This is a genomic window from Allobosea sp. 05L423 (assembly GCF_056397745.1).
On record NZ_JBFTOA010000012.1, the window covers coordinates 90,114 to 104,134 of the forward strand.

Sequence of the window (14,021 nt, forward strand, 5' to 3'; positions counted from 1 at the left end):
CGCGATGTCAAGCTCGGGGCGGTGACGAAAGACGCATCCGGCCTCGCTTGACCCCTTGCGAAAGGCCATGCCATCCCGACACCTCCATCAGGAGCGGACCGATGAGCGAAGTGCTGAGCGAAACCGTCGCAGCTGGCGTCGTGCAGATCACCATGAACCGGCCCGACCGCAAGAACGCGCTCGACCGCGCCAGTTACTCCGGGCTGATCGCGGCGATCGGCGCCGCCGAAGCCGACGCCTCGATCCGCGCCATCCTGCTGACGGGCGCCGGCGGCTGCTTTACCAGCGGCAATGACATCAAGGATTTCGCCATCGCCGCCGCCTCCGGCGAAGGCCCGCGCGTCGCCATCGACTTCCTCGAGGTGATCTCGACCGCCCGGAAGCCGATCGTCGCGGCAGTGGAAGGTTTCGCCGTCGGCATCGGCACGACGATGTTGCTGCATTGCGACCTCGCCTTCGCCGCCCGCTCCGCGACCTTCCGCCTGCCCTTCGTCACGCTCAGCCTCTCGCCCGAGGGCGGATCGAGCCACCTGCTGCCGCTCGTCGCCGGCTCCAAGAAGGCGGCCGAGTTGCTGATGCTGGGCGAGGCCTTCAATGCGGAGGCCGCCGCTGCCGCCGGCCTCGTCAACGCCGTGGTCGAGGACGGCACGGCACTGGAAGCCGGACTTGCCAAAGCCAAGGCGCTGGCGGCTCTCCCGCCGGAATCGCTCGCGCTCACCAAGATGCTGCTCAAGCGCGGCTCGGCCGAGGCCGTGGCCGAAACCATCGCGACGGAAGCCCGCCATTTCGGCGAGCGCCTGCGCTCGCCGGAGGCGATGGCGGCCTTCGCCGCGTTCCTGAAGAAGTGAGCCGCAAGGCTCGTCATGCTCGGGCTTGACCCGAGCATCTCCCGCCGAAGAGCGCTCCGGGGAGCTTTCGCGGCCTGAGATTCTCGGGTCGACCCTGCGGTCGCCCGCGAATGATTTGCTGCCGCCTCCTCAGGCCGCCACCGTCCGGCCGCGCCCTCTCAGCCAGTCGCGCGTCCAGGAGAAGACCGGCCAGAGCAGCGCGGCGAAGGTCATCGCCGCCAGCACCGACGAGACCGGCCGGTCGAAGAAGGGCAGCACCGATCCATCGGACTTGATCAGCGAGGTCACGAAGCTCTGCTCCACCATCGTGCCCATGACGATGCCAAGCACCATCGCCGCGACCGGATAGCCGTTCTTCTCCATCACGAAGCCGAACAGGCCGAAGAAGGCGACGCACCAGACCGCGAACAGGTTGTTGCCCGCCGTCGCGAAGGCACCCACGGCGCAGAAGATCATGATCACCGGCATCACCGCCGAGCGCGGCGCGCCGACGACCTTGCTCGCCAACCGGATCATGATGATGCCGAAGGGGATCATGATGATGTTGCCGAGGATGAAGATGATGTAGAGCGCATACATGCTCTCGGCCTGCGTGGTGAACAGCGTCGGCCCCGGGTTCAGCCCCTTCATGTAGAGCACGCCGATGGCGATCGCGGTGATGGTGTCGCCGGGAATGCCGAAGAGCAGCGCCGGCACCCAGCCCGAGGCCAGCGAGGCGTTGTTGGAGGCGCCGGCCTCGATCAGCCCTTCCGGGTGGCCGGTGCCGAACTTCTCCGGTGTCTTCGAGAAGCGCTTCGACATCGCATAGCTGACCCAGGCCGCCATGTCGGCGCCGGCGCCCGGCAGCACGCCGATGATGATGCCGACGATGTTCCCGCGCGTCTGCTGCTTGGGATATTCCTTGGTGAGCTGCCACTGGCCCTTGAGGATCGAGCCGAGGCGGCGGTTCTCGATCTTCGGCGGCTCGCGCTCGGTCAGCGCCCGCATCACCTCGGCCAGCGCGAAGACGCCGACCAGCGCCGGGATGGGCTCGATACCCCCCAACAGGTCGGTCGAGCCGAAGGTGAAGCGCGGCACGCCGCCTGGGTTGTCGATGCCGATGCAGGTGATGAGCAGGCCGAGCAGCATCGCCGCGATCGCCTTGATCGGCGAGGAGCGCGCCACCAGCGTCGAGCACATCAGGCCGAGCATGGCGAGCCAGAAGTTCTCGTAGGTCGAGAAGGACAAGGCCATCTCGGCGAGCAGCGGCGCGATCAGCATCAGCGAAAGCGTGCCGGCGATGCCGCCGAGCGCCGAGAACCACAGGCAGATGCCGAGCGCCGTCTCCGCCTGGCCCTTGCGCGTCATCGCATAGGCCTCGTCGGTATAGGCGGCGGAAGCCGGCGTGCCGGGGATGCGCAAGAGGCAGCCCGGAATGTCGCCGGAGAAGATCGCCATCGCCGAGGCCGTGATGATCGTCGCCACCGCCGCGATCGGCGAGAGGTAGAAGGTGACGGGCACGAGCAGCGCCGTCGCCATGGTGGCGGAGAGACCGGGCAGCGCGCCGACCGTCAGCCCGTAGAAGGCCGAGGCGACGAGAGCGATCATCACGTCGAACTGGAAGACAAGCCCGAAGGCCTTGATGACGGTGTCCATCGTCAGGCCTCGCTCACCAGGGGAAGGGCAGGATGCCGCCGGGCAGCGGCACCCGCAGCAGCTTCAGGAAGATCAGGTTGATCGCGAAGGGCGCGATGATCGCGAGCGGCACCGCGAGCTTCGGCTTCGCGCCGAAGGCGAGGCTCGCGACGAGCACCATGATCGCGGCCGTCGGCAGGAAGCCGAGCGTCTCGGAGACGAGCGCGTAGAAGGCAAGCAGCGCGGGCGGCAGCAGGGCCAGCCAGTTGCGCCAGGCCGGCAGCGGCGCCAGCTCCTCAGGCGTCGCATGGCTGACGACATCGGCCTCGGCGACTTCCTCGAAATGACGGCCGATGCCGAAGACGATCAAGCCGCCGCAGAGTACGAGGCCCGCACCGACGACCATGGGAAAGGCGGACGGGCCGACCTGCTGGCCCGGAACGGGCGGCAATCGTGAGCCATAGACGAAGGCGACGGCCCCCAGCGCGGCGAGGGCGGAGCCGGAAATACGATCTGACAACAACATGCTGGAGCGTCCCGCAACTCGCGCTTTCGGGGTTGCACGGAAACGCTCCGTCATCCCGGGCTTGACCCGGGATCCATGCCGGAGCGTTTCCGATCAAGGTTCAGGAATGGGTCCCGGGTCTCCCTTCGGTCGCCCGGGACGACCTGTGCTTGTAAGCTCAGCCCTTGGCGAGCCCCGCCGCCTTCATGGCGGAGGCCATCGACTTGTCGCTTTCGGCCATGAAGGAAGCGAAGCCCGGCCCGTCCGCGAACTTCATGCCGAAGCCGCGCGCGTTCATGAAGTCCTGATAGTCCTTCGACTCGAAGGCCTTCTTCAGCGAGGCCGTCAGCTTGGACTGGAGCTCGGCGGGCAGCCCCTTCGGCGCGCCGATACCGCGCCAGGCGCCGATCGAGTAGTTGACGCCGAGCGTCTCGTTCAGCGTCGGCACGTCCTTGAACTGCGGGTTGCGCGCGTCAGACATGATCGCCAGCGACTTCGCCTTGCCGGCATCGATCATCGCCCGTCCCTCGGGCACCGAGCAGGTGACGATGTCGAGGCCGCCGGCAGCGAGGTCCTGCATCGCCGGCGCCGCGCCGTTCGACGGCACCCAGGCGACATGGTCAGGCTTCAGGCCCATGGAAACGAGCCAGCCGATCAGAGCGAGATGCCAGATGCCTCCCTGGCCGGTGCCGGAGGCCTTGAGCTTGCCGGGAGGCGCCGCCTTGATCGCGTCGGCCAGCGCCTTGATGTCCTTGTACGGGCCGGAGGCCGAGACCTGCACGCCTGGCGGGTCCTCGTTCATCAGCGCGAGCGAGGTGTAGCTCGTCGACTTGAGATCGGTCAGGCCCTGATGGTGCATCATGGCGATCTCGACCGTCAGCATGCCGATATTGTAGCCGTCCGGCGCCGCCGTCGCGATGGCGGAATGACCGACCACGCCGGAACCGCCCGTGCGGTTGACGACGTTGACCGGCTGGCCGAGGTCCTTCTCCAGAAGCTGCGCGACGATGCGCGCCGTGGCGTCCGTGCCGCCGCCGGCACCCCAGGGGCAGATCAGGGTGATCGGCCGCGAGGGATAATTCGCCTGCGCGATCGCGGGCGCCGCAATCAGGCTGGCAGCGCCGGCTGCGGCCGCGCCCTTGAGCACACTACGCCTGTCGATGAAATCGGTCATTCCCCAGTTCCTCCCGCTAAATCGATTTAGTGCCTGGGCGCTCCTCGTCCGCGACGGGGCTCCCTTGATATGACGGGCCATCTGAGCCGATCACGCGGCGGGTGACAACCTCTCATTTTGGCCGATGCGGCACGCCTTGTTGCGATCTGCACCACCCGTCATTGCGAGCGCAGCGAAGCAATCCAGGGAGACTGCGCGAACGTCTCACCCAGTCTCCCTGGATTGCTTCGTCGCTTCGCTCCTCGCAATGACGGCTTGGCTACAGTCCGCAGACGATGGGCTGGACCGCGCTGGAGACCCGCTCGACCACCGCGCCGGTGCTGAGGTCTGATCCGGCCGCAGCCGGCGGCAGCGAAGCGCCGGCCCTGCCGAGCATGGCCTGAATGGCCGCGGCGTCGGCGAGCGCGTAGCTGCGCTGCGGCGCGACGCCGGCGATAAGGACCTTGTCGGAAGGGTTGTCGATCACGATCCCCACCAGGCGCCCCTGCCGGTCGAAGGCCGGCGCGCCCGCCTGACCGGGCTGCAAGGGCGCCCGCAATGCAGGCTTGCCGCCGGCCCGCACGCTTTGCCCCGGCAGCGCCACGGCAACCCTTTTGCCGGCATCGTTGCCGTATGCGACGAGCACCAGCGCCTCATCGGCGCGCGGCGCCTCAGCGCGCAGGCCGGTCGGCTTCGCGGCGCCAGCGCCGTCGAGATCGAGCAGGACGAGCCCGCTCGCGTCGTCCCTCAAGCGCAGCTTGGCAGCGCGATTGCCGACACGCAGGCTGCGACAGGCGTCGACGGCCGGCGCTACGCTCAGCGCCGTCCGCTCGTCGAGCATGAGCGCGACGCCGTAGCGCTCGTTGCTTCGCGCCGCAGGCTGCAGCGGCGACGACACCCCGGGCTGCGCGGCGGCTCCACCTGCAACGGCCGAGGGCGCCGCGGGAAGCGGCCCGGTCGGGAAAGGTTCGAAGCTCGCCGCGATCGCGATCACCAGCTTGTCGACCGTCGGTGCCAGCGCCTTGTCATAGCCGATCGAGAACCCCCTCAGCCCCTGCGGCCCGGACGAGAGCCGGCGATAGAAGCGCCCGGTCGGCGTCTCGCCGGTGACGACGAAGAAATCCGGGCGGAGCAGCTTGTAGGTGACCTTGCGGGGACTGTTCGGATTGACGGCGGTCGCCTTCTCGAACAGTGCGGCGAGGTCTTCGCCTGGCGGCGAGGCGGTGGTGTCGAGCGTGACTTTCTCGTCGGTGCTCTGCCAGCGACTGCCGCCGGAAGGCGTCGCATCCCGTCTCGGGAGGAGCTTCGTCGGGATGCCGATCTGCACGCCGGTCTTCTCATCGACCAGGATGCGGAAGCCGGCCAGGTCGCGCGCCGCTTGCGCAGTCCTTGCGAGCGCGACCCGCTCGGTCGGAAGAAGCACGCCGTCGGCCAGTCCACGCGCGCCCTTGAAGGTATTGATCGCCCGGAAGGTCAGAGGGCCGAAGGCGCCGCTGACCGCGCCGTTGAACTGGCCGGCCCAGATCAGGTCGCTCTGGATCGCCTTGCGCTCGGCCTCGGGCATCGCCTCGAAGTTCGCCTGCGCCGCCGCCATCTGCGGATTCGGAGCCTGCGCCTGCGCACCCGGAGCTTGCGCCCAGGCGTCCGCATGCGGCGCACCCAGCAGCGCGAGCGCCAGCGCGGCGGCGCGGGCTCGTCCGATTCGCAGATGGGTCTGGCAGGCGCGGGGCATCATCTCGTCCTCGAGCGGGGGCGGAGCGGCTGCATTGAGCGTCAGAACGCGCTGCGCCGCAACCGTGGCAAGGCAGGTCCGATACGAGTTGTGCCGACTTGCGTCCCGCCGGCGCAACCTGCATTCGCATGACTTGAACGCCGACGGCGCGGTGATAGCCTGCCGGCCCCGTCTCACGCCGTCATCGGCCTGAAGCCTTTGCCGCCGATCCTGGCGGACAGGCCGACGAAGAGGAACGACGATGACCCTGCTTTCCCGTCTCGTGCTCGCCCTCTGCCTGACCTTCTCGGCTGCGCCCGCCTTCGCCCAGAAGGCCTATGTCCGCAACGACCTGCTCGCCGACGGGCAGCGGCTGGAGGAGCGGCTGAAGCGCGAGGTCGCCGCCGGGAATCGTTCTGCCCCTGACGCCGTCCGCGCCGGCGAGATCGCGCTCGCCCGCGGCGATGCCCGCTCCGCGCTGCCCCAGGCCAATGCCGCGATCGTCGCGGATGCCGGCAATGCCGCAGGCTGGCGCCTGATGGCGCGCGCCGCCAACGCGATCGAGCCGCGCGACTATCGCGAGCGCTGGGAGCTGCGCGAGCGCGCCATCGCCGCGGCCTATCTCGCCTACAGCCGAGCGACCACGCGCAATGACGAGGCGGCCTCGCTCGGCGTGCTCGCCCAGACCTTCGAAAAGAACGAGTTGTGGCGCCCGGCGCTGACCACCTATCGCCTCAGCCTCGATCTTGCCGCCAACGCCTCGCTGCAAACAGCCTATGAGAGCCTGCGCGAGAAGCGCGGCTTCCGTCTGATCTCCAACAAGACCGATTCCGACGCCGCGAGCCCGCGCGCCTGCTTCGAGTTCTCGGAAGCCTTGGCGCGCGGCCGCGTCGATTTCGCGCCCTATGTCGCGATTTCCGGCGGCAGGAACGCGCAAGGATCGGGCGATTTCGCTGTCAGCGCCGAGGACCGCCAGATCTGCGTCGACGGGCTCAAGCATGGCGAGCGCTATGCCATCGTCATCCGCCAGGGCGTGCCCTCGGCCATTCCCGACGAAACCCTCCTGAAATCGGCCGATTACGAGATCTATGTCCGCGACCGCACGCCCTCCGTGCGCTTCACCGGCAAGAACTACGTGCTGCCGCGCAGCGGCCAGCAGGGAATCCCGGTGGTCTCGGTCAACACCGGCAAGCTCGACCTCGAGGTCATGCGGATCGGCGACCGCAACCTGATCAACTCCGTCCATTCCGACGATTTCCTCGGCCAGCTCGGCTCCTGGTCCGCAAAGCAGATCTCGGGCGATAAGGGCCAGAGCGTCTGGACCGGCACGATGGACGTGAAGTCCGAGCTCAACCAGGACGTCGTCACCGCCTTCCCGGTCGGCGAGGCCGTGGGCGCGCTCAAGCCCGGCGTCTATGTGATGTTCGCCAAGCCCGCGGGCGGGCCGGCGGCAGCGCCTGCCAGCGACGACGGCGATTCCTATGACGACGGCTCGACGCGGGCGACGCAGTGGTTCGTCGTTTCCGATCTCGGGCTGACCTCCTTCACCGGCGCCGACGGCGTGCATGTGCTCGCCCGCTCGCTCGCCGATGCCAAGCCCGTCGCCAATGCGGAACTGCGCCTGATTGCCCGCAACAACGAGGTGCTGGGTACGGCGAAGACGGACGGCAACGGCTATGCCCGCTTCGACGCAGGGCTCGCCAAGGGCCAGGGCGGCAATGCACCCGGCCTCGTCACCGCCTCGTTCGCCGAGGATTACGGCTTCCTCGACCTGAAGCAGACCGCGTTCGATCTCTCCGACCGTGGCGTGAAAGGCCGCGTCGCCCCCAGCGGGCTCGACGCCTTCCTCTACACCGAGCGCGGCGTCTACCGTTCGGGCGAGACGGTCTATCTCACCTCCCTGCTGCGCGACGCCAAGGGCGCCGCTATCACCGGCCTACCGCTGACCATCGTCGTCAAGCGGCCTGATGGCGTCGAGTATCGCCGCCGCCAGGTCGAGGACCAGGGCGCCGGCGGGCGTGCTCATTCGATCCCGCTGATTTCGGGCGCAGCGACCGGCACCTGGCGCGTGCTCGCCTATTCCGACCCGAAGGGGCAGGCGATCGGCGAGACCTCCTTCCTCGTCGAGGACTATGTGCCCGAGCGGCTGGAGCTGACGCTCTCGCCCAAGACGCCGCTCCTGCAGGCGGGCGAGCCGGCGGAGCTCAACGTCGCCGCGCGCTATCTCTACGGCGCGCCGGGTTCCGAGCTAGACGTCACCGGCTCGATGACGATCCGCGCGGCGGGGGCGAGCGCCATCCCCGGCTTCAAGGACTATCAGGTCGGCCTGACCGACGAGGCGTTCGAGCCGGTCCAGAGCGAGTTCGAGGAGAGCGCCAAGACGGACGCCGCCGGCAAGGCGGTGATCACCAACCCCGTCCAGCAGCCCGACACCAACCGCCCGCTCGAGGTCGAGATGACCGTGCGCGTCGGCGAGCCCGGCGGGCGCGCCATCGCCCGCTCCGTCACCCTGCCGATCGTGCCCAAGGGCGCCGCCATCGGCGTCAAGAAGCTGTTCAGGGACGGCGATCTCGGCAACGGCCAGACCGCAAATTTCGAAGTCATCATGGCCACCGGCGACGGCAAGCGCATCAGCCGGGCGAATGTGAAATGGGTGCTCTCGAAGGTACGCCGCAACTACCAGTGGTTCTTCCAGGACGGGCGCTGGAACTACGAGGGCATCAAGACCACCCGCCGCGTCGCCGATGGCGAGATCGCGGTGGCGGAAGCTGCCGGCGCCAAGATCGCCGCGCCGGTCGAGTGGGGCAATTACCGGCTCGACGTGACCTCCGACGGCAACGAGGCGGCCGAGACCTCGGTCTCCTTCAGCGTCGGCTATGAGAGCGACAAGACGGCGGATACGCCGGATGTGCTCGACGTCGCGCTCGACAAGGCCGCCTATGCCGATGGCGAGAGCCTTCAGGTCCGCCTCTCGCCGCGCTTCGGCGGCAAGGCGACACTCGCCGTCGTCACCGACAAGGTGGCGGATATCCGCACCATCGACATCACTGATGGCGGCACCACCGCCTCGATCCCGGTGAAGGCGGAATGGGGTGCGAGCGCCTATCTCGTCGTGCTCGCCCATCGCCCGATGGACACCGCTGCCAAGCGCCTGCCCGGCCGCGCCATCGGCCTCGCCTGGTTCCAGATCGGCAAGGAACAGCGCACGCTGTCTGTCGATCTCGGCGCCCCGCAGCTGGTGCGCCCGCTCTCGACGCTGTCGCTGCCGGTCAAAGTGACCGGCATGAAGCCGGGCGAGGATGCCTTCGTCACGCTGGCCGCCGTCGATATCGGCATCCTCAACCTCACCCGCTACGAGAGCCCGGACCCGAGCAAGTTCTTCTTCGGCCAGCGCCAGCTCGGCCATGAGTTGCGGGATCTTTACGGCTATCTGATCGACGGCATGCAGGGCACCCGCGGCGCGATCCGCACCGGCGGCGACGCTGCGCCGCAGCTCGAGGGCGAGAAGCCGACGCAGGAGCCGCTCGCCCGCTATTCCGGCGTGGTCAAGGTCGGGGCCGACGGCACGGCGAAGATCGATTTCGACATGCCCGCCTTCAACGGCTCGGTCCGCGTCATGGGCGTCGCCTGGTCGGCCGGCCGCACCGGCCAGGCCAGCGCCGACGTGATCGTGCGCGACCAGATCGTCGCGCAGGCGACGCTGCCGCGCTTCCTCGCCATCGGCGACCAGTCGCGCTTCCATCTCCAGGTCGACAATGTCGAGGGACCCGCCGGCGCCTATACCGTCGATCTCGACGTGAAGGGCCCGGTGCTCGTCGCAGCCGACGCCACCCGCCGCACCATGCAGCTCGGCGCCGGCGCCAAGACGCAGATGACGATCCCGGTCACCGCCGCGGGCCTCGGCCGCGCCGAGTTCGACGTCCGGGTCAGCGGGCCGAACGGCATCGGCACGGTGCAGAACCTCGCGGTACGCGTGCAGCCCTCGGCTGCGACCATCGCACGCCGCGTCGTCCGCGCGATCCCCGGCAATGGCGGGGCGATCACGGTCTCTTCCGACCTGCTGGCCGATCTCGTGCCGAATTCCGGCCAGGTCTCGGTGAGCGTCTCGCCCTTCGGTTCGCTCGATGTGCCCGCTTTGCTCAAAGCGCTCGACCGCTACCCCTATGGCTGCACCGAGCAGACCGTCTCGCGCGCGCTACCGCTGCTCGCGGTCAACCAGCTCGCCTCGCTGGAACAGCTCGCGCTCGACGACAAGGCCGACGAGCGCGTCGTCAACGCGATCGAGCGCGTGCTGGCCCGCCAGGGCGGCAACGGCTCCTTCGGGCTCTGGGGCGTCGGCGGCGACGATCTCTGGCTCGACGCCTTCGTCGCGGACTTCCTGACGCGCGCCCGCGAGAAGCAGTTCGCCGTGCCGCAGATCGCCTTCAATCTCGCGCTCGACCGCCTGCGCAACCAGGTCGTCAACACCAGCGAGATCAACAAGGAAGAGGCGGCCGGCATCGCCTATGCGCTCTATGTGCTCGCCCGCAACGGCCGGCCGGTGATGGGCGATTTGCGCTATCTCGCCGACAACAAGCTCGGGGATTTCGCGACGCCGCTCGCCCGCGCCCAGATCGGCGCCGCGCTCTCGGCGCTGGGCGATCGCGGGCGCGGCCGCGCCGCCTTCGGCAGCGCGCTCGCACTGCTGCAGCAGGCAGGCGATGACGGGCTGTCGCGGCCCGATTACGGCTCGCGCCTGCGCGACGGCGCCGGCGTGCTCGCGCTGATCGCCGAGTCGAATGGCGAGCGCGCCGACATCACGCGCGCGGTCTCGATCCTCGACGCCACCCGCAACAGCGCCCGCTACAGCTACACCTCGACGCAGGAGCAGATGTGGATGGTGCTGGCGGCGCAGGCCATGGCCAAGGACGCCGAGGGCATGACGCTGACCGTCGACGGCGCGGCCCGCAAGGGCGCCCTCTACCGCACGATTCCCGCCGGGGCACTGGAGGCGAAGCCGCTCACCATCGCCAATCCCGGCGCGGCCAGCGCACAGGCCGTCATCACCGTGGCGGGCATCCCGACCGCGCCCGAGCCAGCGCTGAACCAGGGTTTCGGGCTGGAGCGCGTGATCTACACGATGAAGGGCGAGCGGGCCGATCCCGCGCGCCTGCGCCAGAACGAGCGCTATGTCGTGGCGCTGACCGTGACGGAAGGCGCGCCGCGCTATGGCCGGCTGCTGCTGGTCGATCCCGTCCCGGCCGGGCTGGAGATCGAGAACGCCAACCTGACGGAGGGCGCCTCGGTCGCCGGGCTCGACTGGCTGAAGCAGGAGGTCTCGCCGGTGCATACCGAAGCGCGCGACGACCGCTATGTCGCGGCCTTCGAGCGCTCGGGCTCGAAGGGCGACAAGCTCTCCTACACCGTCGCCTATATCGCGCGAGCGGTCTCGCCCGGCCGCTACGTCTCGCCCGCCGCCGTGATCGAAGACATGTACCGGCCGGACCGCTTCGGCCGCACGGGCTTCGGCACGGTGGAGATCAGTTCGGCGCGGTGATGACCGGCCCCGGACCAGACCGCCCGTTATTCTCGGGCGAAGCGAAGCGCAGACCCGAAAATCTCGATCAGGAGATGCTCGGGTCAAGCCCGAGCATGACGGCTGACATTCCCGTCATCGCGAGCGCAGCGAAGCGATCCGGGGGCGGCAGGGCGGCGCGCTGGATTGCTTCGTCGGTGGCGCTCCTCGCAATGACGGGCGCCGCTGCCCTCATCCTCTACGCCCGCTCGCTGCCCCCGCTCGACCTCTCGGCCGCAGCCGATCGTTCGACCGTGGTGCTCGACCGCGAAGGCAAGCTGCTCCGCCCCTTCCTCACCAATGACGGGCGCTGGAAGCTGCCTGTCACCTCCGAGGACGTGGACCCGCGCTACCTCGCCATGCTCAAGGCCTTCGAGGACAAGCGCTTCGACGATCATCGCGGCATCGACCCGCTCGGGCTGCTGCGCGCCGCCGGCCAGATGCTGGCGAATGGCCGCATCGTCTCGGGCGGCTCGACGCTGACCATGCAGGTCGCACGCCTGCTGGAGCCGCGCGAGGACCGCACGCTCGCGGCCAAGCTTCGGCAGGCCGTGCGCGCCATCGAGCTGGAGCGGCGCTTCGACAAGGCTGGCATTCTCGACCTCTACCTCACGCTCGCGCCCTTCGGCGGCAATCTCGAAGGCGTGCGCGCCGCGAGCTTCGCCTATTTCGGCAAGGAGCCGAAGCGGCTCTCGACGGCCGAGGCCGCCCTCCTCGTCGCCCTGCCGCAATCGCCGGAGACGCGCCGGCCGGACCGCTTCACCGAGGCCGCCCGCAAAGCGCGTGAACGCGTGCTGGAACGGGTCGAGCAGGCGGGCTTAGCCACCCGCGACGAGGTTGCCACCGCCCGCGCCGAACCGATCCCGACCGCGCGCCGCCCGTTCCCGAATCTCAGCCCCCATATCGCCGAGCAGGCCGTGGCGGAGGCCCCGACCGAGCGCGTCCAGAAGCTCTCGCTCGACGCGCGGCTGCAGGCGTCGCTCGAAGGTCTCGCCCGCGAGCGCAGCCTGGGGCTGGCGCCGCAGGTCTCGATCGCGATCCTTGCCGTCGACAACGACACCGGCGAAATCCGCGCCTCGGTCGGCGGCGTCGACTATTTCGCGGCGGAGCGGGCCGGCTCCCTCGATCTGACGCGGGCGCTGCGCTCGCCCGGCTCGGCGCTCAAGCCGTTCATCTACGCGCTCGCCTTCGACAACGGCATCGCCCATCCCGAGACGATGCTGGAGGACAGGCCGGCACGTTACGGCATCTATATCCCCGAGAACTTCGACATGACCTTCCAGGGCATGGTCAGCGCGCGCAAAGCCTTGCAGCTCTCGCTCAACGTGCCAGCCGTCGAGCTGCTTTCGGCGCTCGGCCCGCAACGCTTCCTCTCGCGGCTGCGCGATGCCGGCATCGCCATCGCCATGCCCAAGGACAGCGGCGCCCCCGGCCTCGCCGTCGGCCTCGGCGGGCTCGGCATCACCCTGCAGGACCTGACCCGCGCCTATGTCGGGCTGGCCCGCGGCGGCGAGCTGGTGCCGCTGCGCTTCCGGGCCGCATCCGCCACTTCCCTCGGCCCTCATCCTGAGGAGCCGCCCTCGGGTCCGGCCTTTGGCCGGCCCAAGGATGAACTCCGCGGCGTCTCGAAGGATGTTCCAGCGCCCTCCGGAGCATCCTTCGAGACGCAAGGCTCACGCCTTGCTCCTCAGGATCAGGGCTCGCATGGCGGAGCTCGCCTCGTCGACCCCGTCGCGGCCTGGTACGTCGCCGACACCCTGCTCGGCGCGCCGCCCCCGCTCAACGCGGTGCCCGGACGCATCGCCTACAAGACCGGCACCTCCTATGGCTATCGCGACGCCTGGGCTGTCGGCTTCGACCGCAAGCACACGATGGGCGTCTGGGTCGGCAGGGCCGACAACGGCGCCGTGCCCGGCCTCGTCGGACGCACCGTCGCGGCACCGATCCTGTTCGACGCCTTCGCGCGGCTCGGCATCGACCCGCGTCCCTTCCCGCAGCCGGCGGATGCGATCATCGCCAGCACCGGCCATCTGCCGCCGCCGCTCCGGCATCTCAGGCAGGACGTGCCCAAAACCGTGACGGCGATGACGACGCCGACGCTCAAGCTCGCCTTCCCGCCGGACGGCGCGCGCATCGACCTGTCCGCCGCCGCCCTCGACGGCAAGGGCCAGCTCAACCTCAAGGCCGCCGGCGGCTCGCCGCCCTATACCTGGCTGGTCGACGGCACGCCGGTGACGGAACCCCAGCGCCGGCGCGAAACGCAGTGGCAGCCACCCGGCAAGGGCTTCATGCGGATTTCCGTGATCGACGGCACCGGCGCGAGCGAGAGCGTGTCCATCAGGCTGCAGTAAGCGCGCCGAAAGCCCCGTCCAGGCGCGCCTGCGGGGTTTCTGGCTTGTGAGCATCCGGGGATGCGCGGAGCCTGGCGGCGTTCGCAGTCGACGGCTGCGTGCCGATGTCGAGTCGATGTCGATGGTGTCGAACAGCGACGACCTCGCGCTGCCCGGCTCCGCGCACGGGTATCTGGGGGTCCGCTTCGCTTGGACGCCCGGCGAGGGCGGAGGCCTGCCTGTTCGGCCTGTGCGAAGTCGGCACCTCCGCGCCTGACGGACCCGCAACGGTCCGGCGCGCGCGAA

7 protein-coding genes are annotated in these 14,021 nt (G+C 69.3%); 3 read left to right on the forward strand and 4 right to left on the reverse strand.

The window, feature by feature from the left end:
* Positions 1-101 precede the first annotated feature (101 nt).
* Positions 102-848 (forward strand): enoyl-CoA hydratase-related protein, encoded by a 747-nt coding sequence (locus tag AC1DNE_RS21955; protein WP_476766954.1) that lies wholly within the window; start codon positions 102-104, stop codon positions 846-848.
* Between the two features lie 129 nt (positions 849-977).
* Here AC1DNE_RS21955 and AC1DNE_RS21960 read toward each other — a convergent pair whose 3' ends face one another.
* The 4 genes from AC1DNE_RS21960 to AC1DNE_RS21975 form a co-directional block, all read right to left on the reverse strand.
* On the reverse strand, positions 978-2,483 hold the full coding sequence (locus tag AC1DNE_RS21960; RefSeq protein WP_441472330.1) for a tripartite tricarboxylate transporter permease: 1,506 nt from the start codon (positions 2,481-2,483) through the stop codon (positions 978-980).
* Between the two features lie 13 nt (positions 2,484-2,496).
* The gene (locus AC1DNE_RS21965; protein ID WP_441472329.1) at positions 2,497-2,988 is read right to left on the reverse strand and encodes a tripartite tricarboxylate transporter TctB family protein; all 492 of its coding nucleotides are present in this window, start codon (positions 2,986-2,988) and stop codon (positions 2,497-2,499) included.
* A gap of 157 nt (positions 2,989-3,145) precedes the next feature.
* Complete coding sequence (locus AC1DNE_RS21970) at positions 3,146-4,141, reverse strand: tripartite tricarboxylate transporter substrate binding protein (RefSeq protein WP_476766955.1); 996 nt, start codon at positions 4,139-4,141, stop codon at positions 3,146-3,148.
* A 259-nt stretch (positions 4,142-4,400) separates the two neighbouring features.
* The gene (locus AC1DNE_RS21975) at positions 4,401-5,852 is read right to left on the reverse strand and encodes a peptidoglycan-binding protein (protein WP_476841189.1); all 1,452 of its coding nucleotides are present in this window, start codon (positions 5,850-5,852) and stop codon (positions 4,401-4,403) included.
* A 241-nt stretch (positions 5,853-6,093) separates the two neighbouring features.
* Between AC1DNE_RS21975 and AC1DNE_RS21980 the strand changes: the two genes are divergently transcribed.
* Both AC1DNE_RS21980 and pbpC read left to right on the forward strand, forming a co-directional pair.
* On the forward strand, positions 6,094-11,367 hold the full coding sequence (locus AC1DNE_RS21980) for an alpha-2-macroglobulin family protein (RefSeq protein WP_476766957.1): 5,274 nt from the start codon (positions 6,094-6,096) through the stop codon (positions 11,365-11,367).
* 74 nt (positions 11,368-11,441) lie between these two features.
* On the forward strand, positions 11,442-13,736 hold the full coding sequence (gene pbpC, locus AC1DNE_RS21985; RefSeq protein ID WP_441472326.1) for a penicillin-binding protein 1C: 2,295 nt from the start codon (positions 11,442-11,444) through the stop codon (positions 13,734-13,736).
* The last annotated feature ends 285 nt before the right edge of the window (positions 13,737-14,021 follow it).